Annotated in this window: 24 protein-coding genes; 16 read left to right on the forward strand and 8 right to left on the reverse strand. The window is 61.8% G+C overall.

All coding sequences use genetic code 11. The annotated features are described in order from the left end of the window. Positions 1-158 precede the first annotated feature (158 nt). Entirely contained in the window at positions 159-1076 is a 918-nt protein-coding gene (locus AC1Q80_RS12530) for a hypothetical protein (protein WP_492360624.1), read from the forward strand. Here the strand turns inward: AC1Q80_RS12530 and AC1Q80_RS12535 are convergent. Further along, positions 1057-1506: a GatB/YqeY domain-containing protein gene (locus AC1Q80_RS12535; protein WP_173420771.1), complete on the reverse strand. Its 450-nt coding sequence runs from the start codon at positions 1504-1506 to the stop codon at positions 1057-1059. The two genes, AC1Q80_RS12530 and AC1Q80_RS12535, sit on opposite strands and share 20 nt — an antisense overlap. A gap of 326 nt (positions 1507-1832) precedes the next feature. Between AC1Q80_RS12535 and carA the strand changes: the two genes are divergently transcribed. Further along, positions 1833-3038, forward strand: coding sequence for a glutamine-hydrolyzing carbamoyl-phosphate synthase small subunit (gene carA, locus AC1Q80_RS12540; RefSeq protein ID WP_173420772.1), 1206 nt, complete (start codon positions 1833-1835; stop codon positions 3036-3038). Between the two features lie 209 nt (positions 3039-3247). Here the strand turns inward: carA and AC1Q80_RS12545 are convergent, their stop codons facing one another. Then, positions 3248-4138, reverse strand: a complete 891-nt coding sequence (locus AC1Q80_RS12545; protein WP_492360625.1) for a LysR substrate-binding domain-containing protein — start codon at positions 4136-4138, stop codon at positions 3248-3250. Between the two features lie 115 nt (positions 4139-4253). Here AC1Q80_RS12545 and AC1Q80_RS12550 point away from each other — a divergent pair, with 115 nt between their 5' ends. The 3 genes from AC1Q80_RS12550 to AC1Q80_RS12560 all read left to right on the forward strand — a co-directional run bounded on the left by AC1Q80_RS12550 (position 4254) and on the right by AC1Q80_RS12560 (position 6386). Continuing rightward, a complete protein-coding gene (locus tag AC1Q80_RS12550) occupies positions 4254-5015 on the forward strand; it encodes an SDR family oxidoreductase (protein ID WP_209790948.1) in 762 nt (253 codons plus the stop codon). A gap of 23 nt (positions 5016-5038) precedes the next feature. Beyond that, complete coding sequence (locus AC1Q80_RS12555) at positions 5039-5926, forward strand: NAD(P)-dependent oxidoreductase (protein ID WP_492360626.1); 888 nt, start codon at positions 5039-5041, stop codon at positions 5924-5926. Between the two features lie 154 nt (positions 5927-6080). Next, positions 6081-6386, forward strand: a complete 306-nt coding sequence (locus tag AC1Q80_RS12560; RefSeq protein WP_173420776.1) for a helix-turn-helix domain-containing protein — start codon at positions 6081-6083, stop codon at positions 6384-6386. 139 nt (positions 6387-6525) lie between these two features. Here AC1Q80_RS12560 and AC1Q80_RS12565 read toward each other — a convergent pair whose 3' ends face one another. Together AC1Q80_RS12565 and AC1Q80_RS12570 are read right to left on the reverse strand one after the other, a co-directional pair. Then, entirely contained in the window at positions 6526-7728 is a 1203-nt protein-coding gene (locus AC1Q80_RS12565) for a pyridoxal phosphate-dependent aminotransferase (RefSeq protein ID WP_492360627.1), read from the reverse strand. Between the two features lie 218 nt (positions 7729-7946). Beyond that, on the reverse strand, positions 7947-8198 hold the full coding sequence (locus AC1Q80_RS12570) for a DUF7660 family protein (RefSeq protein WP_492360628.1): 252 nt from the start codon (positions 8196-8198) through the stop codon (positions 7947-7949). Between the two features lie 301 nt (positions 8199-8499). Here AC1Q80_RS12570 and AC1Q80_RS12575 point away from each other — a divergent pair, with 301 nt between their 5' ends. From AC1Q80_RS12575 to AC1Q80_RS12585, 3 genes are all read left to right on the forward strand, one after another. Continuing rightward, on the forward strand, positions 8500-10845 hold the full coding sequence (locus AC1Q80_RS12575; protein WP_492360629.1) for a marine proteobacterial sortase target protein: 2346 nt from the start codon (positions 8500-8502) through the stop codon (positions 10843-10845). Continuing rightward, the gene (locus AC1Q80_RS12580) at positions 10835-11503 is read left to right on the forward strand and encodes a class GN sortase (RefSeq protein WP_209790950.1); all 669 of its coding nucleotides are present in this window, start codon (positions 10835-10837) and stop codon (positions 11501-11503) included. Before AC1Q80_RS12575 ends, AC1Q80_RS12580 begins: the two co-directional genes overlap by 11 nt. Positions 11504-11628: 125 nt before the next feature. Further along, entirely contained in the window at positions 11629-12771 is a 1143-nt protein-coding gene (locus AC1Q80_RS12585; RefSeq protein WP_492360630.1) for a PQQ-dependent sugar dehydrogenase, read from the forward strand. Between the two features lie 11 nt (positions 12772-12782). On the opposite strand, the gene AC1Q80_RS12590 is transcribed toward AC1Q80_RS12585, so the two are convergent. Then, positions 12783-13211 (reverse strand): hypothetical protein, encoded by a 429-nt coding sequence (locus AC1Q80_RS12590; RefSeq protein WP_492360631.1) that lies wholly within the window; start codon positions 13209-13211, stop codon positions 12783-12785. 119 nt (positions 13212-13330) lie between these two features. On the opposite strand from AC1Q80_RS12590, the gene AC1Q80_RS12595 reads away from it, so the two are divergent. The 3 genes from AC1Q80_RS12595 (at position 13331) to AC1Q80_RS12605 (ending at position 15729) form a co-directional block, all read left to right on the forward strand. After that, complete coding sequence (locus tag AC1Q80_RS12595; RefSeq protein WP_492360632.1) at positions 13331-14227, forward strand: DMT family transporter; 897 nt, start codon at positions 13331-13333, stop codon at positions 14225-14227. A 704-nt stretch (positions 14228-14931) separates the two neighbouring features. After that, positions 14932-15147, forward strand: a complete 216-nt coding sequence (locus AC1Q80_RS12600; protein WP_077504822.1) for a cold-shock protein — start codon at positions 14932-14934, stop codon at positions 15145-15147. Between the two features lie 144 nt (positions 15148-15291). After that, entirely contained in the window at positions 15292-15729 is a 438-nt protein-coding gene (locus tag AC1Q80_RS12605; RefSeq protein ID WP_173420783.1) for a BA14K family protein, read from the forward strand. A gap of 167 nt (positions 15730-15896) precedes the next feature. Here the strand turns inward: AC1Q80_RS12605 and AC1Q80_RS12610 are convergent, their stop codons facing one another. Both AC1Q80_RS12610 and AC1Q80_RS12615 read right to left on the reverse strand, forming a co-directional pair. Continuing rightward, a complete protein-coding gene (locus AC1Q80_RS12610; RefSeq protein ID WP_173421065.1) occupies positions 15897-16538 on the reverse strand; it encodes an MBL fold metallo-hydrolase in 642 nt (213 codons plus the stop codon). Between the two features lie 69 nt (positions 16539-16607). Continuing rightward, positions 16608-16772, reverse strand: coding sequence for a hypothetical protein (locus AC1Q80_RS12615; RefSeq protein WP_209790955.1), 165 nt, complete (start codon positions 16770-16772; stop codon positions 16608-16610). Positions 16773-17015: 243 nt separating this feature from the next. On the opposite strand from AC1Q80_RS12615, the gene AC1Q80_RS12620 reads away from it, so the two are divergent. After that, a complete protein-coding gene (locus AC1Q80_RS12620) occupies positions 17016-17636 on the forward strand; it encodes a DUF1236 domain-containing protein (protein WP_173420785.1) in 621 nt (206 codons plus the stop codon). 335 nt (positions 17637-17971) lie between these two features. Continuing rightward, the gene (locus AC1Q80_RS12625) at positions 17972-18238 is read left to right on the forward strand and encodes a hypothetical protein (protein WP_173420786.1); all 267 of its coding nucleotides are present in this window, start codon (positions 17972-17974) and stop codon (positions 18236-18238) included. A 179-nt stretch (positions 18239-18417) separates the two neighbouring features. Here the strand turns inward: AC1Q80_RS12625 and AC1Q80_RS12630 are convergent, their stop codons facing one another. Continuing rightward, positions 18418-19308 carry a branched-chain amino acid aminotransferase gene (locus AC1Q80_RS12630; RefSeq protein ID WP_173420787.1) on the reverse strand — a complete coding sequence of 297 codons (891 nt, stop codon included), beginning with the start codon at positions 19306-19308 and terminating at the stop codon, positions 18418-18420. A gap of 271 nt (positions 19309-19579) precedes the next feature. Here AC1Q80_RS12630 and AC1Q80_RS12635 point away from each other — a divergent pair, with 271 nt between their 5' ends. The 3 genes from AC1Q80_RS12635 (at position 19580) to AC1Q80_RS12645 (ending at position 22332) form a co-directional block, all read left to right on the forward strand. Then, complete coding sequence (locus tag AC1Q80_RS12635; RefSeq protein ID WP_077504817.1) at positions 19580-20062, forward strand: MarR family winged helix-turn-helix transcriptional regulator; 483 nt, start codon at positions 19580-19582, stop codon at positions 20060-20062. Positions 20063-20108: 46 nt separating this feature from the next. After that, positions 20109-20810: a response regulator gene (locus AC1Q80_RS12640; RefSeq protein ID WP_065786378.1), complete on the forward strand. Its 702-nt coding sequence runs from the start codon at positions 20109-20111 to the stop codon at positions 20808-20810. Between the two features lie 139 nt (positions 20811-20949). Then, the gene (locus AC1Q80_RS12645; RefSeq protein ID WP_173420788.1) at positions 20950-22332 is read left to right on the forward strand and encodes an ATP-binding protein; all 1383 of its coding nucleotides are present in this window, start codon (positions 20950-20952) and stop codon (positions 22330-22332) included. The last annotated feature ends 18 nt before the right edge of the window (positions 22333-22350 follow it).

Raw genomic sequence — 22350 nt, forward strand, 5'->3', positions numbered from 1 at the left:
ACAGGCCATGACAACGGCAATTGTAAACCCGGCTTGCTGTGCGCCGCGATCAACACACGTTAAACGAGAATTTATTTCTACACGCAGGCCGTGTCTCGACCTTGACTCCGGTCCGGCCCGATAGGATGAATTCGCCTCCTGCCCTCGGATCCCGCATCATGGCCCTCTCCGTAGACGCACTTGCATCCAGCGCCGGCTTCTTCAACGCCGTGCTCAGCTATGCGCGCGGCATGGTCGCGATGTATGGCGCAAACCCGCGGCTGGCTTCGATCTTCGCCTCGCAGCAGCGCTGGCTGATGGCACAGTCGGGCCTCGCGCTCTACCACGAGCGCAACCCGCAGGATCCGGCAAGCGGTCTCTATTCCGGACGGTTCATCGACTATATCGTCACAAACGAGATCGCCAGCCGCAACACGGCCGCCTCGTTCACGCAGGAGATGGTCGCCTATCGCTTTGCTCGCCATATCGCCGATCGGCCGGACAAGCGAGCCCGGCCGCTGGAGCCGACCGAGGCAGCCCTCGACTACGTCTGGAAATGGCTGCACGCCCATTTGACGATTTTGGACGCGCTCGACGGCGGCACAAGGACGGTTACGCTCGAGCAGACCCCTCACCTGTTTGCCCGGCTGCAGCCGGCCATCGCCCACGCCCTCGTCGGCAACGACCGGGTGCGCCGGCCCGGGCCGACCTTCGATCTCTTCACCTGGGTCAATTCCGGCGGCGTCGTCATGGACGACCTCTTCTCGCGCATCACGGCGTTTGATCCGGAGGCGGGAAGCGCCGATATCGGCGCCGTCTCATCGAGCGATCTCAGCGAGCGCTTCATGATCTCGAAGACGCATCTGAAGCGCATCTTCGGCAAGGCGTCGGAACTTGGCAGCATGGGGTGGGATGGCCTGCCCGGGCGTGGCAGCGTCTGGCTGTCCAAGGGCTTCATCCGGGAATATTGGGATTATCAGGCGGAGAAATTCGCGCTGATCGACCAAGCCTATGCAAGGCTTGCCGGCACGATCAGTGCCGCAACGGCGCCCGCTGCAGGTGAGCGGGCGCTGTCGATTACTTCAGCAGGTCCTTGACCAGGCCCGAAGCCTTGGCGAAGTCCATCTGGCCGGGATAGCGCTCCTTGAGAGCGTTCATGCACTTGCCCATGTCGCGCAGGCCATGCGCACCGGTTTCCTGGATGACGGAGGCACAGAGTTCGCGAACCTTGTCTTCCGGCAGCTGCGCCGGCAGGAACTGGTTGATGATGACGATTTCCTGGCGCTCCTGCTCGGCAAGCTCCGGCCGGCCGCCCTGATCGTAGATCCGGGCCGATTCCTCGCGCTGCTTGATCATCTTGGCGAGGATCTGCAGGATCTCTTCATCGCCGACCGGATCCTTGCCGAGACCGCGGTTGGCGATATCACGATCTTTGATTGCAGCCTGGATCAGTCGCACGGTCGAGGTGCGCCGCGTATCCTTGGCCTTCAGGGCTTCTTTCAGTACCTCAGCGAACTGGTCGCGCATGTCTTTCTCCATGTCGAAGCCGGCCCGCGGTGCTCATGCCCGGAACCGGTTCGATGCGTCAATGTTGTCGTCGTCTTAAACCAGTGTGGCAGGTGCAATCAAACGGATTACACAACCGCTTGAATTATAAGGAATTTTATTTCCGGACAATTCACGGCGGCCGGTTGACCGGGCTTTGCGCTTTGGCTATTTTCCCGCACCTGCACGACATCGGCATGTGAGCACTTTTCGCGGGGATTCCGCGCGTCCATGCCTGAGCACATGAAATGGCGATCAGCCGCCGGGCTTTCAAGCCCCGCGCTCCACGCCACAACGGGATAGGAACGATGACCGCGACACCCGCATGGACCACTGAAAAACCCACCGCTCTGCTCGTTCTTGCCGATGGCACCGTCATCGAAGGCAAGGGCATCGGCGCAACCGGCAAGGTGCAGGCGGAAGTCTGCTTCAACACCGCACTGACCGGCTACCAGGAAATCCTGACGGACCCTTCCTATCTCAGCCAGATCGTCACCTTCACCTTTCCCCATATCGGCAACATTGGCGCCAATGACGAGGACATCGAAGACCTGACGCCGGCAGCACGCCACGGCGCGGTCGGCGTCATCTTCAAGGCCGACATCACCGAACCGTCGAACTACCGTTCCGTCAAACACCTCGATGCCTGGCTGAAGGCTCGCGGCATCATCGGCCTTTGCGGCATCGACACCCGGGCATTGACCGCCTGGATCCGCGAAAACGGCATGCCCAACGCCGTCATCGCCCACGACCCCTCCGGCGTCTTCGACATCGAGACGCTGAAGGCGGAAGCCAAGGCCTGGAGCGGTCTCGAAGGCCTCGACCTTGCCAAGGTCGCCACGTCAGGCCAGTCGTCGCAGTGGACCGAGAAGCCCTGGGTCTGGGACGAAGGCTATTCCACGCTCGGCGAGACCGAGGCCGCCTATCACGTCGTCGCACTCGACTACGGCGTCAAGCGCAACATCCTGCGCCTCTTCACCGGCCTCAATGCCCGCGTCACCGTGATGCCGGCAACGACGAGCGCCGAAGAAGTGCTTGCCCAGAAGCCGGACGGCATCTTCCTCTCGAACGGCCCGGGCGACCCGGCGGCAACCGGCAAGTATGCCGTGCCGGTCATCCAGGACCTGTTGAAGAGCGACATTCCGGTGTTCGGCATCTGCCTCGGCCATCAGATGCTGGCGTTAGCGCTCGGCGGCAAGACCGAAAAGATGCACCAGGGTCACCATGGCGCCAACCACCCGGTCAAGGATCACACGACGGGCAAGGTCGAAATCGTCTCGATGAACCACGGCTTCGCGGTCGATTCGAAGTCGCTGCCGGAAGGCGTTGAAGAGACTCACATTTCGCTGTTCGACGGCACCAATTGCGGCCTGCGCGTCGCCGGCAAGCCGGTGTTCTCGGTGCAGCATCACCCGGAAGCCTCGCCGGGCCCGCAGGACAGCCACTATCTTTTCCGCCGGTTCATGAACCTCGTGCGCGAGAAGAAGGGCGAACCGGCGCTGGCCGAGCGCTAAACGCGCGACCGAGACAAGCTTTGAAGGCCCGCCACGCGCGGGCCTTTTTCATGATGGCGAGCCGTTGGCATGCCGAAAAAGCGTGAAGCTCGTTCAGTCCACCCTCATTCCGGCCTTGTGCCGGCCGCAACCGGGCTAATTGTGTCGGCCGTCTCAGGGTCTGTCTCGAACGGGACTTTTCGAGTAGGCGCCTTCACTGCCGCCCAACCTCACCCTTGCGGCACATGCGCGACAATAAAGTCGACCACGGCGCGCACAGATGGCAACTGCCCACGCCGGTGCGGCATCAACAGCGTCGTCGTCACGCTGCCCGCTTCCCAGTCCGCAAGCACGCGCACCAGCCTGCCCGCCTCGATTTCCGCCCGGCAGATCTTGCGCGGCAGCGCGGTGATGCCGAGACCTGACACGGCGGCCGACAGCAGCACATCGGATTCGTCGGCCACGAAGCGCGGCATGGGGCGAACCCGGACGACCACGCCTGCTTCGTTGCGCATCGTCCATCCCTCCGAGGTCAACGATACCAGGAGGCCGTCGTGACGGGAAAGGTCGCTGGGGTCGCGCGGGTGTCCGCGATTTTCCAGATAGGCCGGTGACGCCACCAAGAGGATCGCATCCGTCGCCACCCGCCGCTGCACCATGCCGGAATCGGGTAACGGCGCGAAGTGATCGCGCACGGCGATGTCGAACCCCTCCTGCACGACATCGACGAAGCGGTCGGTCGCGTGCAGCATCACCCGCATCTTGGGGTATGCGAGCGCCAGCGGCGGCAGGAGGTCCGCCAGCATCATCTGCGCCGTCGGCACCGAAGCGGTGATCCTGACCGTTCCGCTCGGCTCGGCAAGCCGCCCCTTGACGACGGCTTCGGCGGCTTCCGCCTCGATCAGCATCGCCGCGGCATGGCGATAGAAATCCTCGCCGATCTCCGTCACGGTAAAGCGACGCGACGTGCGGTTGATCAGCCGGACGCCAAGCGTCTTTTCCAGTTCGGCCACGCGCTTGCTGAGCGTCGATTTCGGCACATTCAGCGCCCGTGCCGCCGGCGCGAACCCCTTGTGGTCGACCACATGGGCAAAGACGATGAAGTCGTTGAGATTGAGCATTGCAGGCTCCGCTGTCTACAAACGTGGACGATACATCCACATTCGCGGAGCTTCCGCAATATCGTCCACGAATCTATCTCTTTCTCATCGAAACCGAAAATCGAAGGAAGAAAAGATGGGTATCTATCAGAACAAGAAAGCAGTCGTCATCGGCGGCACGCACGGCATGGGCCTGGCGACGGTCGAGCGCCTCGTCGACGGCGGCGCCGAGGTGCTTTTGACCGGCAACAACGAGGCCAACCTCGCCCGGATCCAGGAGCGCTTCGGCTCACGCGTCCATGCGGTCAAATCCGATATCTCCGATCTTGGCGCAATCGCCGTGCTCGGGGCGACTGTCGGGCAGAAGCTGGGCTCGATCGACCTTTTGCACGTCAACGCCGGTACATCACTGCTCGAGCCCTTCGATCAGGTAACGGAGGCCTCCTATGATCGCCAGTTCACCATCAACACCAAGGGCGCCTTCTTTACCGTCCAGCGGCTGACGCCGCTGATCCGCGACGGCGGCTCGATCGTCTTCACCTCGTCTGTCGCCGATGTCGGCGGCCATCCGGGCATGGCGGTCTACAGCGGCAGCAAGGCGGCGCTGATCTCGTTTGCCTCGGTCTTTGCCGCCGAACTGCTGCCGCGCGGCATAAGGGTGAATTCGGTCAGCCCCGGCTTCATCGATACGCCCACCAAGGGCGTGTCTGGCATCACCGACGCCGAGCGCGCCGAGTTCAAGGCATTGGGCGATGCGATCACGCCGATGGGCCGCAACGGCACAGCCGATGAAGTGGCTCGCGCGGTGCTGTTCCTTGCCTTCGACGCAACGTTCACCACCGGAGCAAGACTGACCGTCGATGGCGGCCTCGGCCAGCAACTCTCATCTGCGGCCTGAAACGCGCGGAAACGGAAAACAAGATGTTGAAGACCATCTCCATCATCGGCCTCGGCGCGATGGGCACGGCGCTTGCCAATGCCCTCATCGACGCCGGCAACCGGACGACCGTCTGGAACCGCACGGCAGCGCGAGCTGACGCTCTCGTTGCCCGCGGCGCCCACCGGGCCGAAACGGTCGGTGAGGCCATCGCAGCAAGCGATCTGATCGTCCTTTGCCTCACGGACTACGTCGCCGTCGAAGCCACGCTTGCCGAGGTCGCCCCCATGCTTGCCGGCAAGACCGTCATCAACCTCACCAATGGTCGTCCGGACGAAGTCCGGGCGGTCGCCACCCGACTAGGCGGACACGGCGCGCGCTATCTCGATGGCGGCATCATGGCGACGCCACCGATGATCGGGACGCCGGACGCCTTCATCCTCTATAGCGGCAGCAGCGATGCCTTCGAGACGGCACAGGAACAACTGGCTGCCTTCGGCCAGAGCCACTATCTCGGCGAAGACCCCATCCTTGCCGCGGTCAGCGACCTCGCTCTGCTGTCGGCGATGTACGGCCTCTTCGGCGGCTATCTGCACGCAACAGCGCTTGCCGGTAGCGTCGGCTTTACGGCAAGGCAGTTCCTGCCGCTGGTAGAGCCCTGGCTTGCCGCGATGATGACGGCGCTGCCCGACTATGCCGAGCGGATCGACAGCGGCGATCATGCCCGCGACGTCATGTCGAACCTCGCGATGCAATCGGTGGCAATCAGCAACATTGTCGCGACGAGCCGCAGCCAGGGTATCGATCCGGCATTCATGGAGCCGATCGAAAGGCTGGCGCAAAAGCGTCTTGCAGGCGGCTTCGGCAGCGACGAGATCTCCGGCATCATCGAGGCGATGAGAGGAAAAGAGGACGCTGGCCTCAGCCGGTAGCAAGGCACGGGCAAAAGTCCGCTTGGCCGATCACCGACAGACCGGCTCGGACAAACGGCGCAGCAAGGGCCCGCGGTCGAAACGCCGCGGCGCCCTTGCTTGCAGTTGACCCGCTGCAGCCCTTCGCGCATCCTCCCTGCAACTGGAGGTGACGATGATTACAGGTTCACAGTGCCGCGCCGCACGGGCGCTGATCGAGATTTCGCGCGAAATGCTGGCGAGCTTTTCAGGCGTCAACGAAGATACGATCCTGAAGTTCGAGCGCAAGCTGGAGACGCCCGCCGACACGGTGGTCCAGTCGCTAACCCATGCGCTCGAAAATGCTGGCGCCATGTTCCTGCCGGAAGGTGAGCGTGGCATTGGCGTCTGCCTGAAGTTCACCCGCTCCGAGGCCCGCCGCCTTTCCATCCTCGAAAGCGAAGGCGGTGTCGTTGGCGACGACGAAGTTCCGGGCGCGTAGAGCAAGTTCCGATTCAAAACTGATTTCAACGCCTTAACCGGTCGACCTGAATCAGTTTGCCCGTGTCTTGAATCCTTTTACCAACAAAAAAGCCCGCCGTCGCCGGCGGGCTTTTTCTATGTATTGCAGTGCCTCAAACTTACTTGCAGGCTGCGCAGAAACGCTGGATGCGGCGGCAGGCTTCCTCGAGCTGCGTTTCCGACGTCGCGTAGGAAATACGGAAGTTCGGGCCGAGGCCAAAAGCCGAGCCGTGCACGACGGCAACGCCTTCGGATTCGAGCAGCTCGGAGACGAAGTCTTCGTCTGTCTCGATCACCTTGCCCGAAGGCGCGGTCTTGCCGATCAGGCCGGCGCAGGACGGATAGACGTAGAAGGCGCCTTCCGGCGTCGGGCACGCGATGCCCTTGGCCTGGTTCAGCATCGACACCACGAGATCGCGACGACCTTCGAAGATCCTCTTGTTCTCGGGGATGAAGTCCTGCGTGCCGTTCAGCGCCTCGACGGCGGCCCACTGCGCGATAGAGGTCGCACCCGAAGTCTGCTGGCCCTGGATCATGTCCATGGCCTTGATGAGCTGAAGCGGGCCGGCGGCGTAGCCGATGCGCCAGCCGGTCATGGCATAGGCCTTGGAGACGCCGTTCATCGTCAGCGTGCGGTCATAGAGGCCGGGCTCGACTTCGACCGGGGTTGCGAACTTGAAGTCGCCGTAGGTCAGGTGCTCGTACATGTCGTCGGTCAGCACCCAGACATGCGGATGCTTCATCAACACGTCGGTCAGCGCCTTCAGTTCGGCATGGCTGTAGGCAGCGCCCGACGGGTTGGACGGCGAATTGAAGATGAACCACTTGGTCTTCGGCGTGATCGCCTTGTCGAGATCAGCCGGCTGGAGCTTGAAGTTGTTTTCCTGCGTCGTCGCAACGGTCACCGGCGTGCCGCCGCACAGCGCCACCATCTCCGGGTAGGAAACCCAGTAAGGTGCCGGGATGACGACTTCATCGCCAGCGTTGAGCGTCGCCATGAAGGCGTTGAAAAGAATCTGCTTTCCGCCGGTGCCGACGATCGTCTGGGCGGCGGTGTAGTCGAGGTTGTTCTCGCGCTTGAACTTCTTGGCGATCGCCTCGCGCAATTCCGGAATGCCCGAAACCGGCGTGTACTTCGTCTCGCCGCGGTTGATCGCGTCGATCGCCGCCTTCTTGATATTGTCAGGCGTATCGAAATCCGGCTCCCCTGCACCAAGGCCGATCACGTCGCGTCCCTTCGCTTTCAGCTCGCGGGCTTTCTGCGAAACGGCGATGGTGGCGGAAGGCTTTACACGGGAAAGAGCATCGGCAAGGAAGGCCATGATGAAAGGTCCTGATCGTTTCGAGACGCGGTGAGCGCTACGGAACGAAAAAGCCAGGCTCCATAGCGGTTAGGTCTATGTCGAAAGACGCCCGGTCTTGCAAGCGCCAGAGCCTGAAAAACCGCGCGAATGCGGGCAAAATGCGTCACCATGACAAAGTTTCATGAGTGTCATCAGGATTGTCGATGACCTGGACGGCGCACCACGAACCGCACACCCTACTCGTAGATCGCCGCTGCATGGAACATTCGAGCGACATCTCGCCAGGTCAAGGACACCGCTTCCTGTTTTCCCTGGCTCTGCTCGTAGTTCCCCATATCGTTGACCCACGCCTCCAGCGCTTCGAGAAAATCGTCCAGGTTAACGTTCTCCCAGCTCTCCGAGCCGTCACGCAGGCTTAGCCGCAACGCGCTGATGAAGTCGCAAAACTCCTGACGAGTCGTAATCTCACTGTAGTCGACGTCACTCATCTTTCACCTCACACGTATGACACTCTTCGGCAAGGACCGAAGGCAGCTGGCATTTTCAGTCGTCAACCGAGCATTGCCAAAGCGGAATTATGGCCGCTGGTTGAGAGACCACGAAACGTATCAGCCAGAAACGGTTCTTGATTGCGATTTATTCAAAAAAATCAGCGGAATTCTGCAATTTTAAGAATGCCATAATTTGGCCACGACAACTGTCGCGGTCCGCCGCAATTCCGTCCCGCAACAGCCGGTTTCCGGGCCTTTCCTCGCATGATCCGAACGCATGGCATCACGGGGGTATGCAATGTTTCTCGACGACGAAATCGCTGAATCACGAACACGACAAAACGAAGCACGCTGGGGCATGTATCTGGCGCTGGCAGCGCTTGCCGCCTGCATCGTGATGTTCCTCGGCCTGATGACCCAGGCCTCCGCCCAGACGGCTAATCCGCAGCCGCAGCAGATGGCCGGCTATGTCAGGCCTAACGACATGGGCACCGGCGCACTGCTCTTCCCATCGAAGGAGCCGGGCTATTTCGTCGAGGCGCCGCGCCTGGCGACCGACGTTCAGATCGACGTCAACGGCCCGATCATGCGCACCCGCGTGACGCAGCGGTTCGAAAACCCGAGCAAGGGCTGGGTCGAAGGCACCTATGTTTTCCCGCTTCCCGATGATTCCGCTGTCGACACCTTGAAGATGCAGATCGGCGACCGTTTCATCGAAGGCCAGATCAAGCCGCGCCAGGCCGCCAAGGAAATTTACGAACAGGCCAAGGCAGAGGGCAAGAAGGCCGCACTCCTCGAACAGCAGCGCCCAAACCTCTTCACCAACCAGGTCGCCAATATCGGGCCCGGTGAAACGGTGGTCGTACAGATCGAATATCAAAGCGGCGTGCACCAGTCGAACGACGCCTTTACCTTCCGTTTCCCGATGGTGGTGGCGCCGCGCTACAATCCGCAGCCGATCGTCCAGACCGTCGATCTCGACAGCCGCTCCGGCTATGCCGTCAGCGATCCGGTTCCCGATCGCCAGAAGATCGAGCCGCCGGTGCTCGACCCGCGCGAAAACGCCAAGATCAACCCGGTGACGCTGACGGTCAACCTCAAGGCCGGCTTCCCGATCGGCGAGGTGATCTCGGCCTTTCATGAGATCGATACGGTCACGATCGATCAGTTGACCCGCCGGATCACGCTGAAAGCCGGCAGCGTCCCGGCCGACCGGGACTTCGAACTGAGCTGGAAGGCGGTCGAAGGCAAGAGCCCCTATGCCGGCCTCTTCCGTGAGACCGTGGGTGGCAAGACCTATCTGCTGTCCTTCGTCACCCCTCCGGTCACAGCGACCGAGGCCGATAAGCCGGTCAAGCGCGAAGTGGTCTTCGTCATCGACAATTCCGGCTCGATGGCCGGCCCGTCGATGGAACAGGCGAAGGAAAGCCTGGCGCTGGCGATCTCACGGCTGAAACCGGAGGACCGTTTCAACGTCATCCGCTTCGACGACACGATGACCGTGCATTTCCCTGATCTGGTCGAAGCGACGCCCGACAAGCGCGAGAATGCCATCGCCTTCGTGCGCGGCCTGACGGCCGATGGCGGCACCGAAATGCTGCCGGCGCTGGAAGCGGCCCTGCGCACGCAGGGACCGGTCGCACCGGGGGCACTTCGCCAGGTGGTGTTCCTCACCGACGGCGCCATCGGCAACGAAGGCCAGCTGTTCCAGGAAATCCAGAGCAACCGCGGCGACGCCCGCGTCTTCACCGTCGGCATCGGTTCGGCCCCCAACAGCCACTTCATGACCAAGGCCGCCGAGTACGGTCGCGGCACCTTCACGCTGATCGGTTCGGAGAGCCAGGTGGCAGCCCGCATGGGCGAGCTTTTCACCAAGCTCGAAAGCCCCGTCATGACCGACATCTCCGCGACCTTCGAAGGTGCGGCCACAGGCGACATCACGCCCAACCCGATGCCCGATCTCTATCGCGGCGAACCGGTCGTGCTGACGGCCGAACTCGCAGGGACTGCACCGGAAGGCACGATCCGCATTGTCGGCAAGGCCGGCGACCAGCCCTTCCGTGTCGAGATGGATATCGCCAAGGCCGCAACCGGCGAAGGCATCGCCAAGCTCTGGGCCCGCCGCAAGATCGATGATCTCGAGGCAAGCGCCTCTGCCATCGCCGATCCAGCATCGCTCGACAGTCAGATCGAAACCGTGGCCCTTGCCCACCATCTGGTCTCGCGCGTCACCAGCCTCGTCGCCGTCGATGCGACGCCGTCGCGGCCCGCCGGTGCAGACCTGACGAAAACCGACGTGCCGCTCAACCTTCCGGCCGGCTGGGACTTCGGCAAGGTTTTTGGTGAGAAACCCGATCCAAACGGGACAGTCGACGAACGTGAGGCTTCGGCCGAAAGTCAGACGAAGCTGGCGATGGTGACCGCCGACCGAATGCTGGCGGCGCCGACCGCGCGCGCGGCCGGCCTGATTGCCGAGGCCAACAACCAGGTGAACCTGCCGCAGACGGCGACCGAGGCAGACAAGCAGATCCTCATCGGCCTGATGCTGCTCGCCTTTGCGCTTGTTGCCGGCAGCACCTTCGTCTTCTGGCGCGGCCAGATCGCCGCCCTCGTCATCGCAGGGGTTCGACGCCATGGCCGCTGACGACGACCTGCCCGGGCCACGCCCGGGCTTCCTCGCGCGTCTCTCGGCGATCGAGACCATCGTCGTCGCGATCATTGCCCTGATCGCCCTTGCCGGCCTGATGCTGGTCGGCAAGGGGTTTTACATGAAGGCCAAGGCCGAAGTTTCCCAGGTGCTGTTGAAGAAGAGTTTCGAGGCACAGTTGCACGGCGAGGCCGACGGCAAGCCCTGGCCCTGGGCCGATTTCGAAACCACCGCCGAAATCACGGCGCCGCGCATCAACCGTTCGGCGATCGTGCTGAAGGGAGCAAGCGGCCAGGCGCTTGCCTTCGGGCCTGCCTGGCTTGCCAACACTCCCCTTCCCGGCGACGAAGGCACCTCCGTTATCGCCGCCCACCGAGACACACATTTCCGCTGGCTGAAGGACGTATCCCCAGGCGATCTCCTGGTGCTGACCCGCAAGGACGGGCGGCGCTTTCTGTTTCGTGCCGGCGAGGGCCGGGTCGCGCGTTGGGACCAAAGCGGCATCAATTCTGCCGCCAGCGGCCACAAACTGGCGCTTGCCACCTGCTTCCCCTTCGATGCGATCGAGCCCGGACCGATGCGCTACATCGTGACCGCCGAACTGGTGGGCGAGCAGCATCCGGTGCCGCTGACCACAGGCTCGATCTCGAAATAAAGCCTTTTTGATCCGATGTGACTTGAACCAAGCGGACGACCGCTCCAGCTTGCCATGCAACGGCATGGCAAGATCGGAGATATCGAATGCGGCAAGCGCAGGCATCCAGGCTGAAAACGGCCCCGATGAAACGGACGGTTCTGCCACTGCTGGCTGGCCTGGCTTTCTTTGCCCCTCCATTTGCCGCCGGCGCGCAGGAAACACGCGAATTCCCCTCTCAGCACGGTGACGTGCTGGTCGAGACGCTGGCCGCCGGGCTCGAACACCCCTGGTCGGTCGAAGTCCTGCCGGATGGCGGCTACATCGTCAGCGAGCGTGCCGGCCGGCTGCGCATCATCCGCGACGGCAAGGCCTCGGCACCGCTGACGGGCGTGCCTGAAGTGGCAGAACAGGGTCAGGGCGGCCTGCTCGACATTGCGCTCGCCCCCGACTTTGCCACCAGCCGCACGCTCTACCTGACGCTTGCGGCCAATGGCGACGGCGGCTTTGGCACGGCGCTGGTAAGGGCGACATTGGCGGTTGATGACAAGAGCCTGACCGATATCAAGGAACTCTTCCGAATGAACAGGCTGACCCGCAAGGGCCAGCATTTCGGCTCACGCATCGCGTTCGCGCCTGATGGCAGCCTGTTCTTCGGCATCGGTGACCGCGGCGATCGAGACCGCGCCCAGGATCTGCACGATCATGCCGGCGCCATCCTGCACATCAACCCGGATGGCAGCATTCCCGCCGCCAACCCCTATCGCGGCGGCACCGAGGGCCTACCGGAAATCTGGTCGAAGGGGCATCGCAATCCCCAAGGGATCGCCACCGATCCGAAGGACGGCACGCTTCTGACCGTCGAACACGGCGCGCGCGGCGGCGACGAGATCAACAACCCGCAGCCCGGGCACAACTACGGCTGGCCAGTGATCACCTACGGCAAGGACTATTCCGGTGCCGAGATCGGCGAAGGCACGGCAAAGGACGGCTTCGACCAGCCGCTCTACTATTGGGACCCCTCGATTGCGCCGGGCGCGCTTGCGGTCTACCGCGGCAAGATGTTTCCGGAGTGGGACGGCAGCCTGCTGGTCGCAGCGTTGAAGTATCAGCTGCTCGCCCGGCTGGAACGGGACGACACCGGCGCAGTCATCGCCGAAGAGCGGCTGTTCGACGGCGAGTTCGGCCGCATCCGCGATGTCATCGTGGCGCCTGATGGCGCGCTGCTGATGGTCACCGACGAAGAGGATGGCGCGCTGCTCAGGGTCTCCAAGGCGCCGACGCAGTAAGAGCCTCGACCTCACAGGCCGGCGCGAACATTTTTGCGGAACATGAACTTCAGGCCGGACCAGACCGCGTCGACGGCACAGACCTTGGTATCGACAAGCCCGAGCGGCAGGAAGATCTCACGCAAGACGTCCTCCGTCAGCGTCGTCGGTACCTTCGACGCACGCTTCGGCCACGAGATCCACATCATGCCGTCAGGCTTCAGACTTGCGGAAAGACGCATCGCCGAGGCCTCCAAATCTGCCCTCTCCACGGCGAAGACGTGTATGTAGTCGTGCCTGCGTAAGGCCGGGCCGTCGATGGCGGTGTCGCAGATGGCGAACCCGGGAAAGCCGGCGATGTCGTTGAGGTTATCGGGAACGCAAAGCAACAACGCCGACTGGCCGTCCCTTAAGCCCAGCTTGCCGACAAGCGGTGTTCCGGAATAGCCGCTGTCGCCCATTTCCCCCTCCCCGTCATCGCGGGCGTTTCCGGCATCTCGCGCAGCCCGGTCAGCAACGATGAGCCTTGCCCGGAAAAATCGCAACTGATAGACGGCGATGCATCTGAGGAGATGCAATCATGACCCGCGTTCAGGCCAATCTGTTCCTGCTGTTTTCCGGTGCCATCTGGGGTGCCGGTTTCGTCGCCCAATCGACGGCGATGCAGGCGATCGGCCCGCTCTGGTTCATCACATTGCGTTTTGCGATCGCAACGCTGGTCGCGCTACCGCTTGCCATCGTCGAAACCCGGCGGGCACCGCAGCCTTTGACCGGCACGACAGTGCGCAATTTCGCGTTTGTCGGACTTGCGCTTTTCGCCGGCGCAGTCACCCAGCAATATGGGCTGCTGACCACCAGCGTCACCAATTCCGGTTTTCTGACCGGCCTTTATGTCGTTTTCGTTCCGGTGCTGACGGTGATCTTCCTCCGCCGCAAGCCGCACTGGATCATCTGGCCCGGCGCACTGATGGCGCTGTTCGGCATCTTCCTGCTGAGCGGCGGGGCGCTGTCGAGCCTGACCGGCGGTGACTATCTGACCATTGTGTGCGCGCTCTTCTGGGCACTGCAGATGATGCTGGTCGGCATTTTCGCAGCCGGCAGCGGCCGACCGATGATGCTATCCCTGACGCAGTTCGCCGTCGTGGCCGTGCTGTCCTGTGCCGTCGCTTTGGCAAGTGAACCCTTGAGCATGGAGGCGATCAAGGGCGCGCTGCCGGAAATACTCTATGCCGGTATCTTCTCCAGCGGTGTCGCCTTCATCTGCCAGGTCGTCGGCCAGCGCTATACCACGGCACCGCAGGCAGCGATCTTCCTGTCGAGCGAGGCGCTGTTTGCAGCCTTGTTCGGCGTGCTTTTGCTTGGAGAAATCATCACGCCCATCGGCTATGTCGGCTGCGCCATCATTTTTGCGGCAATGCTGGTGGTCGAACTCGTGCCGGAGCTGACAAGGAACCGGCGCGCGCAGGCTCCCGCCTAAGGCGAGACACGCCCTGGTCGGGAGATAGGCAGAACTATAACCGTTGAATTTGACGGGTACTGAACTGCTGCGTTACTTGTTGCTGCTCCCACCTAGAAAGCTGTTGCTTGACTTTGAAGGGCTTCCGCGCGCCGCAGAATTTTTCCATTATTACTTGCATGTTTTCTGCAGAGAAGACTGAAGACGCGAGTCGGGGCAGCGCGACAGCAAGAAGCTTCAAACATATCAGTCAGTTGCGAATTTATGCTGCGCACAGCGCGCCGATGGCGGTCACGACTCTTGCGGCAAAATTGGGCGCAAACCACTCAACTTCTCGATACATTCGTTCAAAAAGCTGTGATTTCAACAGCTTGCGATGCACCCTAGATATCACCTGAAAAAACCGCAACTGATCGATTTTTGAGCAATGGCAAGACGCAATACCACTTCTAAAAAGTTTTGCTTGCCAATTCAAAATAAACCCATCAATCTTACTCTGTTCGGGCAATCTACGAGCACGGGAAGATCTTGAAATAAAAGCGGGCCGGAGACGCAAAAACTCCGGGTGGCCAGACTGGGGGGACGCTTTTTGCAACCTTTCCGATGGCTGGCTGCGGTAACAGGAACCTTTCCTCAAATATCGAGAACTGCCTGCCCAACGCCCAACCGGGCAAACTGCAATGCTACCCGTCCGTCAAACGGGTGGAGAGAAAAGGACCTGACGCATGGCCGAAACTGGCACTGTAAAATTCTTCAACACCGACAAGGGCTTTGGTTTCATCAAGCCTGACAACGGTGGTGCGGATATCTTCGTACACATCTCTGCTGTCCAGGCTTCCGGCCTGAACGGCCTGTCGGAAAATCAGAAGGTAAGCTTCGACACCGAACCGGATCGCCGCGGCAAAGGCCCGAAGGCGGTCAACCTGCAGGTCTCCGGCTAACACCGGATACTGCTGAAAGATTCAAGTTGAAGCCCGGCAGCGATGCCGGGTTTTTTTTGTTCAGGCCCCGTTCAGTTTGGCGCGGTTAACCTTCTTTCATCATGAAGGCCGGAACCACTCCGGTCCATGCACAGGATTGAAGCCATGAACAAGTTCATCAAAGCGACGGTTCTCTCGGTCATCGCCGCCGCCTCGGTTCTCCCGACCCTCAGCACGGCTGAGGCTGGTGATTGGAACCGCCACCGGCACCATGACAACGGTGACGCCGTTGCACTCGGCGCACTTGGTCTGGCGACCGGCGTGATCATCGGTGGCGCGATCGCCTCGCAGCCACGCTACAGCGAACGCGTCTACGTCGACCCGGAACCCGATTACTATGAGCCGCGCCCGGTCTACCGTCCGCGCCCCGTCTATCGCCCGCGTCCCGTGGTCGTCGACAACTACGGCGGCGGTTACGGCTCGCTCGAGCCCTGGACCCCGTCCTGGTACCGTTACTGCTCGCAGCGTTACCGCTCGTTCAACCCTGACAACGGCACCTTCCGTGGCTACGACGGCCGCAGCTACTTCTGCAACGCTGGCTGATCGAACAGCCCGCTAAGCGGACAAATAAGAAAGCGCATGCCTTTCCCGGGCATGCGCTTTTTTCATTGCTGCCGGTCGATATCCTCGAAACAGGATCGCCGCCTTACTGCATAATTTACAGTGTTACAGCGCCGCGCGCCGTATTTGGCGCGCGGCGCTGTAAGGGGTCAGAGACCACGCAGATAGGGGTTGGTACGCCGCTCCTCGCCGATCTGGCCGCCGGGACCGTGCCCGCAGATGAAGCCGACGTGATCGCCAAGCGGCAGGATCTTGTCGCGGATCGAATCAAGCAGTTGCTGGTGATTGCCGCCGGGAAGATCGGTGCGGCCGATCGAACCGTGGAACAGCACGTCGCCGACATGAGCGAAGCCCTGCGCCCGATTGAAATAGACCACATGGCCAGGCGCATGGCCGGGGCAATGCAGCACCTCGAACACATGGTTGCCGAAAGAGACGGTATCGCCGTCCTCCAGCCACTGGTCGGGCACCACGTTTTCGACCTTCATCGCCAGACCGAATTTCTCGGCCTGCTCTTCCAGCCGCGACAGGAGCGGCAGATCGTCCTTGTGCGGACCGATGATCGAAAGCCCGAGCGCTTCCTTCAACTCCTTGGCGCCGCCGGCATGGTCAATATGGCCGTGTGTCAGCCAGATCGCCTTGAGCGCGATGCCGTTCTCCTTGATCGTCTGCAGGATCACGTCGACGTCGCCGCCAGGATCGACGATCACGCCTTCCTTGGTTTCTGCGTCGAAAAGAACCGTGCAGTTCTGCTGGAAATGGGTAACCGGGATGATGCCCGCCTGTAGCATGCCGTCAGCGCCTCGCTCAGATGTCGTTGCCACACCTATAGCGCCAAACGACAGAAGGCACAGTGCCCTTTAACGTAGGCTGGCAATTTCCGCTGAAGGGGATTGGGGTGTGGGCAGTTGGACGGTGGTGAGCAGCAAGGCTGCAACGAACACCTCGGCGGCAACGACGATCGCCACCACCGGGCGCAATCCGTTGACGGCGGGGTTTACCGGATTAACAGCTGAATTCGACATCGAACCTCCCTCTCCTGCCTCCGCTCATGGTCTTTTCGCGGGGCATATCGCTGATCATTTCCCTCGGGCACCCGCCCGACATGGACAGGAGAACACTTCGATCGCGAAACGGTTCCCTGCATCGAACGCCGGGTCGACCGTTGCAGCTTGAGTATGTCGCACCTTCACATTTCGTGACGTTCCCCAGGGAACATCCCCACCATCGCCGCGTTTGCCCCTCAGCCATAACGAAGGAGCATGATGATGAAGAACCTTACCCGCCCCCTGTTGCGAACTGCCGCGGCTGCGGGTTTCGTACTCGTAGCCGGCTCGGCCGCCTTCGCGGCCATGACCGCCACCACCGTCACCGACCTCAACGTCCGCGCTGGCCCCGGCCCGCAATATCCGACCGTTGGCTTGGCCACACGCGGCAGCACGGCCGTGCTTGACGGCTGCATCGAAGGCAGCAAGTGGTGCCGTATCGACGTCAACGGCCTTCGCGGCTGGGTTTATGCCCAGTATCTGACAACCGATCTCGGCGGATCGGCCGTCGTCGTTCAGGATCGGCGCTCCGATCTTGCCGTGCCCGTGGTGACCTATGAGGTGCAGGCAGGCGACCCGCCGATGCCCGCGCCCGGGGATGAGTTGCTTGGCCCTGTCGAAGACGTCGAACCGATCGTGCCACCGGACACCGTGCGCACCTATATCACCACCAATCCGGGCGATACCGTCTATCTCGACGGAGAAGTCGTGGTGGGCGCCGAGCTTCCGCAAGCTGTCGAAGTGCGCCGCGTGCCCGACTACACCTACGATTATGCCAGCATCAACGGCCAGCCGGTTCTGGTCGAGCCGGCGACGCGCCGTATCGTTTACGTCTATCGATAAGCAAGACGCGCCCTGGGTGGGCAATCACAATCAACTCCAGCGGCCCGCGCCGCTGGAGTTTTCGTTTGCACCGCAGCGAATCACCCGGATCTATAGCTGCGGTTGCCCGCGCCTCTACTCAAACCCTGTAGTAATTCTGTCACTTTTCGCGTGGAAGAACGCGAAATGCGCCATTTTCCGCGTGAAATCGCAACATTTTGGCGAGCAAAGCCTCCCCTGAAGACACCCGTGACTTCCCTAAATTGACAAGACTCAAGATTCGGCTTCAACCTGTCCTTGCCGGATCATCGGCATATGGCGGCTCGTCTTCGACGGGCCTCGATACGGAGGGATCAATGGAAGCATTAATGCCAATCATTACCCAATTGATCGCGGGGGCGGCCGGCGGAAACGCGGCCAGCGCAGTGTTGAAGCAAGGGGCATTCAGTGTCGTCGCACGCACGATCGTCGGCGCCATCGGCGGCCTCGGTGGGGGATTCCTGATCCAGATGCTCGGCGGCGAAGCGGCCGCGACCGGTCTTGCGATGCAGGCGCTTGGCAGCCTCGTCGGCGGCGGCGTGCTCAGCGGCATTGTCGGTCAGTTCCTCGGCAAACAAGCCTGACGCCTTCCGAACGATATCCGTAGCAAGACAAAAGGCGGCCAAGGGCCGCCTTTTCTGCACTTAAAGCGCGTCGCGATGGTTCAGATTCGCTTGGCTCGCTTTAAGTTCTTGTTTTTGCGCATGTCGTTATCGCAAAACCGCGGCACACTTTTGCGCGACATGCATTAGGTTATGACCGGTTATTCAGCCGCTGCTGCAACCGGATAGACTTCCTTCATGTAGTCGTTCATCAGCGTTTCGCAGATGGTGGCCGGCGTGAAGCGATAGGGGCCGATCTCGGAAACCGGCGTGACCTCGGCGGCAGAACCGGTGAGGAAGCACTCGCTGAAATCAGACAATTCTTCCGGCATGATCGCCCGCTCAACCACCTGGTAGCCGCGGCGCTTGGCAAGCTCGATCACCGTGCGGCGGGTGATGCCGTCGAGGAAGCAGTCCGGCACCGGCGTATGGATGACGCCGTCCTTGACGAAGAAGATGTTGGCGCCGGTCGCCTCGGCCACCTGGCCGCGGTAATCGAGCATCATCGCATCGGCATAGCCCTTGGCTTCTGCGGCGTGCTTGGAGATGGTGCAGATCATGTAGAGGCCGGCAGCCTTCGATTTCGACGGCGCCGTCTTCGGGTCCGGGCGGCGCCATTCGGCGATATCGAGGCGAATGCCCTTGAGCTTCTCAGTCGGGTTGAAATAGCTGCCCCACTGCCAGATGGCGATGGCCACGTTGATGCGGTTGTTCTGGGCGGAAACGCCCATCATCTCGCTGCCGCGCCAGGCGATCGGCCGGACATAGGCTTCGGAAAAGCCCTGGCGCTTCAGAAGCTCGACGCTTGCAGCATCCAGTTCCTCGACCGAATAGGGGATCTTGAAGCCCAGGATGTCGGCGGAGTTGTGAAGGCGCTGGTTGTGTTCCGTCAGCTTGAAGATCCGGCCGCCATAGGCGCGCTCGCCCTCGAACACCGCACTTGCATAGTGCAGCCCGTGGGTCAGCACATGAATCTTGGCATCCTTCCACGCGACGAACTCGCCATTGAACCAGATTTCGCCGTCCAACTGATCAAAAGGAACCGCTGCCATGATGTCGTCCTCCGGCGCTGGTGCGCCATTCTTGCTGTTGATTATCGTCCCGCTTTCAGTTTATCGGCAAACTGATTGTGGGAAAATTCAATTTCGAGATTTTGGATTTGCGATCAGTGCGGCGCGGCATATCCTCCTGAGGTGTTACCGCCGCCAAATGTCTCGCTTACCGAGCATGGACGCTACCAACGCCGTAAAAATATGTCAATAAGGCTGACATATTTTTACGATTGTTTCGTAAGTTGCAACTTGGCTGAAAGGAAATGACCGCGTGGCCGGCCAATCCAAAGAAAACACCCGATATGTGGGCGACACGGTCGCGCACGACGATGATACGATCGACTTCGAAATCATCGAGCTGCTTTTCTTCGCCTATCGCGACTTCACCTCCGACCCGGATGCGATCCTGGAAAAAGGCGGCTTTGGCCGCGCGCATCACCGCGTCCTGCACTTCGTCGACCGGGAACCCGGCATGACGGTCGCTAACCTGCTCGACACGCTGAAGATCACCAAGCAGAGCCTGGCCCGCGTGCTCAAGCAGTTGATCGATTCCGGCTACATCCGTCAGGTCACAGGGCCGGAGGATCGGCGGCAGCGCATGCTCTATACCACCGAGGAAGGCCAGGCGCTGGCCCGTGCGCTTGCCGAGCCACAGTCCCGCCGCATAGCCCATGCATTGGCAAAGACGGGTCCCGGCGCGCGCGAAACCGTCAAACGCTTCCTTGCCTGCATGAAGAACGGCGCCGGGGACTGAAATGTCGAAAGCCCGCGATCGGCGGGCGACGGGGGGAATGCTAGGCATGACAACAAAAGCGACAGTCTCCGACGATGCGGCCCATCTTCTGGTCGTCGATGACGACCGGCGTATCCGCGATCTGCTCAACCGCTATCTGGTCGAACAGGGTTTTCGCGTGACGACCGCTGCCGACGCGGATGAAGCGCGGCGCAAGCTGGTCGGTCTCGATTTCGACCTGTTGATCGTCGACGTGATGATGCCCGGCGAAAGCGGGATTTCGCTGACGCAGAGCCTGCGCCAGATCAAGACCGTGCCGATCCTGATGCTGACGGCACTGGCGGAATCGAATTCTCGCATCGAGGGCCTTGAGGCAGGCGCGGACGATTATCTGTCAAAACCCTTCGAGCCGCGCGAACTGGTTCTGCGCATCAGCAATATCCTCAGGCGCAACCAGCCGGCGCAGGCGCCCAAGGTCGACCAGGTGATCTTCGGCCCCTACACCTTTTCCGTGGTGCGCAAGGAGCTTCGGCGCGGCGCCGATCATATCCGCCTGACCGACCGGGAGCAGGAGATCATGACGCTGTTTTCCCAGCGCGCCGGCGAGACGATCCCGCGCCATGAACTGATCGGCGACGACGCCGAGGTCGGCGAGCGCACCATCGACGTCCAGATCAATCGCCTGCGGCGCAAGATCGAGGACGATCCGTCCAATCCCGTTTGGCTGCAGACGGTCCGCGGGATCGGCTATAGGTTGAGCGTGGACTAAAGCATGGCGCGCAAAAGTGCGCAGCGGTTTTGCGATAACGGCATGCGCGGAAAAAAGAAATTGAGGCGCATGGAGCGACCGCCAGCGGTCGCGGTGCGCTTTAGGGTGGTGATCTCCTAGATGAGCGTAGCGGAAACCGATGGCAAGCTTTGACAGCATCCGGCGCGAGACGGCAGGCCCGGCCGACAACCCGTGGAAGCGCTTCACCCGCTGGCTGCGCCGAAGGCTGCCGATGGGCCTTTATGCCCGCTCGCTGCTCATCGTCATCATCCCGATGGTTCTCCTTCAGTCGGTCGTCGCCTTCGTCTTCATGGAGCGGCACTGGCAACTGGTGACGCAGCGCCTGTCGGCCGCCGTCACCGGTGATGTCGCCGCGATCGTCGATCTCATCGCCACCTTCCCTGCCGATCGCGATATCTCGGAAATCGTCCGCATCGCCCGCGATCAGCTCGATCTCAGCATTTCGGTCGAACCGGGCGGCGAACTGCCGCCGCCGCGACCCAAACCCTTCTTCGAGATCCTCGATCAGATCCTGAGCGAGGAGATTTCCAACCAGATCCGCCGCCCCTTCTGGATCGATACCGTCGGCAATTCCAATCTCGTCGAAATCCGCATCAAGCTCGACGATGGCCGCATGCTGCGCGTCTATGCCCGCCGCAACCAGGCCTATGCTTCCAACACCCATATCTTCATCGTCTGGATGGTCGCCGCTTCTCTGGTGCTTCTGTCGATCGCCATCCTCTTCCTGCGTGGGCAGATCCGGCCGATCCTGGCGCTGACCAAAGCCGCGGAAGCCTTCGGCAAGGGCCAGAAGATCGACGATTTCGCCCCGCGCGGCGCCGTCGAAATCCGCCGCGCCGGCCTCGCCTTCATCCAGATGCGCGAGCGCATCGAACGCCAGATCGAGCAGCGCACCGCCATGCTCACCGGCGTCAGCCACGATCTGCGCACCATCCTCACCCGCTTCCGGCTGCAGCTGGCGCTTGCCGGCAACAACCCGGATCTCGACAGCCTCAACCAGGATGTCGACGATATGCAGAACATGCTCGAAGGCTATCTGGCGTTTGCCCGCGGAGAGGCGGAGGAAGACGTCGGGCAGTTGAAGCTCAGTGACCTGATGACGCGCCTTGCCGTCGAAGCGGAGCTGCACGGCAAGACGCTGACGACATCCATCGAGGGCGAGGACGAGGTCCGCGTCCGGCCGAACGCCTTCACGCGCCTTGTCGCCAATCTCGCCTCCAACGCCTATCGCTACGCCAACCGCGTCAACATCGACGCGCGCCACAGCGCCAAATGGGTGACGATCACCGTCGACGACGACGGCCCCGGCATTCCCGAACGCTCGCGCGAGGACGTGTTCAAGCCGTTCTTCCGCCTGGACGAGGCCCGCAATCTCGACAGTTCCGGAACCGGCCTGGGTCTCGCGATCGCCCGCGACATCGCCCGCAGTCACGGCGGCAATGTCACGCTCGGCGACAGCCCGCTTGGCGGTCTGAGAGCAATTGTGCGCGTGCCGGCGTGACCATCCCTGTTTCGGCAA

The organism is Ensifer sp. GW823-FHT05D09 (genome assembly GCF_058795755.1).

Coding starts and splice junctions, on each gene's coding strand:
- AC1Q80_RS12615 (WP_209790955.1), bottom strand. CDS start 16,772: ATGTCGAATTCAGCTGTTAATCCGGTAAACCCCGCCGTCAACGGATTG.
- carA (WP_173420772.1), top strand. CDS start 1,833: ATGACCGCGACACCCGCATGGACCACTGAAAAACCCACCGCTCTGCTC.
- AC1Q80_RS12600 (WP_077504822.1), top strand. CDS start 14,932: ATGGCCGAAACTGGCACTGTAAAATTCTTCAACACCGACAAGGGCTTT.
- AC1Q80_RS12535 (WP_173420771.1), bottom strand. CDS start 1,506: ATGCGCGACCAGTTCGCTGAGGTACTGAAAGAAGCCCTGAAGGCCAAG.
- AC1Q80_RS12640 (WP_065786378.1), top strand. CDS start 20,109: ATGACAACAAAAGCGACAGTCTCCGACGATGCGGCCCATCTTCTGGTC.
- AC1Q80_RS12545 (WP_492360625.1), bottom strand. CDS start 4,138: ATGCTCAATCTCAACGACTTCATCGTCTTTGCCCATGTGGTCGACCAC.
- AC1Q80_RS12585 (WP_492360630.1), top strand. CDS start 11,629: ATGAAACGGACGGTTCTGCCACTGCTGGCTGGCCTGGCTTTCTTTGCC.
- AC1Q80_RS12580 (WP_209790950.1), top strand. CDS start 10,835: ATGGCCGCTGACGACGACCTGCCCGGGCCACGCCCGGGCTTCCTCGCG.
- AC1Q80_RS12620 (WP_173420785.1), top strand. CDS start 17,016: ATGAAGAACCTTACCCGCCCCCTGTTGCGAACTGCCGCGGCTGCGGGT.
- AC1Q80_RS12575 (WP_492360629.1), top strand. CDS start 8,500: ATGTTTCTCGACGACGAAATCGCTGAATCACGAACACGACAAAACGAA.
- AC1Q80_RS12645 (WP_173420788.1), top strand. CDS start 20,950: ATGGCAAGCTTTGACAGCATCCGGCGCGAGACGGCAGGCCCGGCCGAC.
- AC1Q80_RS12605 (WP_173420783.1), top strand. CDS start 15,292: ATGAACAAGTTCATCAAAGCGACGGTTCTCTCGGTCATCGCCGCCGCC.
- AC1Q80_RS12565 (WP_492360627.1), bottom strand. CDS start 7,728: ATGGCCTTCCTTGCCGATGCTCTTTCCCGTGTAAAGCCTTCCGCCACC.
- AC1Q80_RS12550 (WP_209790948.1), top strand. CDS start 4,254: ATGGGTATCTATCAGAACAAGAAAGCAGTCGTCATCGGCGGCACGCAC.
- AC1Q80_RS12610 (WP_173421065.1), bottom strand. CDS start 16,538: ATGCTACAGGCGGGCATCATCCCGGTTACCCATTTCCAGCAGAACTGC.
- AC1Q80_RS12555 (WP_492360626.1), top strand. CDS start 5,039: ATGTTGAAGACCATCTCCATCATCGGCCTCGGCGCGATGGGCACGGCG.
- AC1Q80_RS12530 (WP_492360624.1), top strand. CDS start 159: ATGGCCCTCTCCGTAGACGCACTTGCATCCAGCGCCGGCTTCTTCAAC.
- AC1Q80_RS12630 (WP_173420787.1), bottom strand. CDS start 19,308: ATGGCAGCGGTTCCTTTTGATCAGTTGGACGGCGAAATCTGGTTCAAT.
- AC1Q80_RS12595 (WP_492360632.1), top strand. CDS start 13,331: ATGACCCGCGTTCAGGCCAATCTGTTCCTGCTGTTTTCCGGTGCCATC.
- AC1Q80_RS12625 (WP_173420786.1), top strand. CDS start 17,972: ATGGAAGCATTAATGCCAATCATTACCCAATTGATCGCGGGGGCGGCC.
- AC1Q80_RS12590 (WP_492360631.1), bottom strand. CDS start 13,211: ATGGGCGACAGCGGCTATTCCGGAACACCGCTTGTCGGCAAGCTGGGC.
- AC1Q80_RS12570 (WP_492360628.1), bottom strand. CDS start 8,198: ATGAGTGACGTCGACTACAGTGAGATTACGACTCGTCAGGAGTTTTGC.
- AC1Q80_RS12560 (WP_173420776.1), top strand. CDS start 6,081: ATGATTACAGGTTCACAGTGCCGCGCCGCACGGGCGCTGATCGAGATT.